General features: G+C 71.5%; 2 protein-coding genes and 1 pseudogene. All 3 read right to left on the reverse strand.

Annotated features, from left to right (window positions below):
- A pseudogene (locus IY392_RS15690) lies at window positions 1-423 on the reverse strand (anti-sigma factor); the annotation flags it as partial.
- Window positions 420-1001, reverse strand: a complete 582-nt coding sequence (sigK, locus tag IY392_RS15695) for an ECF RNA polymerase sigma factor SigK (RefSeq protein WP_107758255.1) — start codon at window positions 999-1001, stop codon at window positions 420-422. The pseudogene IY392_RS15690 and the gene sigK, both read right to left, overlap by 4 nt.
- Window positions 1002-1075: 74 nt before the next feature.
- A partial coding sequence (locus IY392_RS15700) for a molybdopterin-dependent oxidoreductase (protein ID WP_194861710.1) occupies window positions 1076-2051 on the reverse strand: 976 nt, incomplete at its 5' end.

Here is a 2051-nt window from a genome sequence, read left to right on the forward strand (position 1 = left end):
CACGAGGACCACGGCCGCCGCGGCGGAGGCGACGACGGTCCACACGCCGGGGCGCCGGCGCTCACGCACATGGCTCAGATCGACCACGGCCGCACCGCCGGTGTCCCGGGTGCCGTCGGGTTCCGGTGTCCCCGCGTCGGTTACGGGCGCGGACTCCGCCGCGACCAGATCGAGAATCCTGGCCCGGAGCCCCGGCGGCGGCGGGACGTCGAGGTCGGCATCGGCCACCAGATCGGCTGCGACCTCCCGGGTGGACCGGATGTGGGCGAGCATCGACCTGCGCTGATCCGGTGCGGCGTTGACGAGGGTCTGCTCGACGGCCTCCGTCTCCTGATCGTCCAACGCATCCAGGGCGTAGAGGTCGAGATCCTCGGGATGAACCGTGCCCGGGGACTCCGGATGATCGTGGTGTCGGACGGTCATGACAGCTCACCCCCCAGGCAGCTCTTGAGACGGCGCAGGCCGTCCCGGATTCGTGATTTGATCGTGGGCAGTGCGGCCCCCAGCTGGTCGGCGACCTCTCGGTAGGTCAGTCCCGTGAAGTACGCCATCTCGATCGACTCGCGCTGGTTCTCGGTGAGCTCCCCCAGACAACGACGGACGTCGGCGGCATCTTCCTCCCGGGTGATCTCCTCGGTCACCTGGTCGGCGACGTCCCCGGAGTGGGTGATCCCCGCGGCGGCGTCCGCCTCGTCGCGCCGCGCCGCGGAGCTCTCCGACCGCACCCGGTCCACCGCGCGCCGGTGTGCGATGGTCAGCACCCAGGAATGGACCGACCCGAGCTTCGGACTGTACCCCGAGGCCTGCTTCCAGACCTGCAGGAACACCTCCTGCACCGTCTCCTCGGCGTACCCGGGGTCGCGGAGGACCCGCAGGGCGAGACCGTGGACCCGGGGCGCCATGAGGTCATAGAAGCGGGCGAAGGCCTCGAGGTCGCCGGCCGCGGAGAGTTCCAACAGGCGCCCCGGATCGGCCAGCGACAGGGCGGTGGGGTCGGACACGGAGGACAGTCTAATCCGAGGGGTGGGGAACTCAGGGAACGGGCGCGCGGTGGGGCGGCGCGTGTCGAGGACGGTCATGTCCCCGACACCCGGAACGTGCGGTTGTGCCAGCCCGTGGCCCCGGTGGGTATCGGAGGCTGCCGCGTCTCGGTCTGGACCTCACCGGTCGAATCGGTCGCCCGGACGGACAGCGTGTGCAGGCCGGGTTCGGCGTCCCACGTCCACGACCACATGCGCCAGGTATCGATCGAGTACTCCTCCGCGAGCGCTGCCTCGTTCCACGGCCCGTCGTCGACCCGCACCTCCACTCGGTCGATGCCGCGGTGTTGGGCCCACGCCGTCCCGGCGACCACGACGGGGCCGGGATCCAGCTGGGCCAGCGGGGCGGGCCGGTCGATACGGCTCGCGGTGAGGATCGGCCCCCTCTCGCCCCACCCCCGGTCGGTCCAGTAGGCGCTCGCCCGGTCGAACCGGGTGACCTCCCAGTCCACCACCCATTTGGTGGCGGAGACGTAGCCGTACAGGCCGGGGACGACCTGCCGGACGGGATACCCGTGCTCGAGAGGGAGCGGCTCGCCGTTCATCCCGACGGCCAGCAACGCGTCCCGCCCGTCCGTCAGTGCCTCGAGCGGGGTGCCCGCCGTCCAGCCGTCGACCGAGGTCGAGAGCAGCATGTCGGCCTCGGGCAGGGGCCCGGCTTCCGCGAGCAGTTCGTCGATCGGGAAGCCGGTCCAGGTCGCCGTTCCGGCGAGGTCGCCGCCGACCTCGTTGGACACGCAGGTCAGGGTGACGATCCGGTCCCGGAACTCCCTGCTCGTCAGGGACTGCCAGTCCAGCTCGATCTCCCTGTCCACCATCCCGTGGATCCGCAACCGCCAGTCCGCGGTGGTCAGGGCGGGTACCCGCAGCGCGGTGTCGATGCGGTAGAACTCCTCGTTGGACGTGAGGAACGGGGTGACACCGGGGGCGTCGGGAACCACTCCGTCCGGCACCGGCGGGGCGGCGTTGCGACCGAGTACCCGCGGCAGCCGCAGGCCCGCGCGCTCGGCG

This window comes from Dietzia sp. SYD-A1 (assembly GCF_015356725.1).
In the GTDB taxonomy this organism is placed as follows: Bacteria; Actinomycetota; Actinomycetes; order Mycobacteriales; family Mycobacteriaceae; genus Dietzia.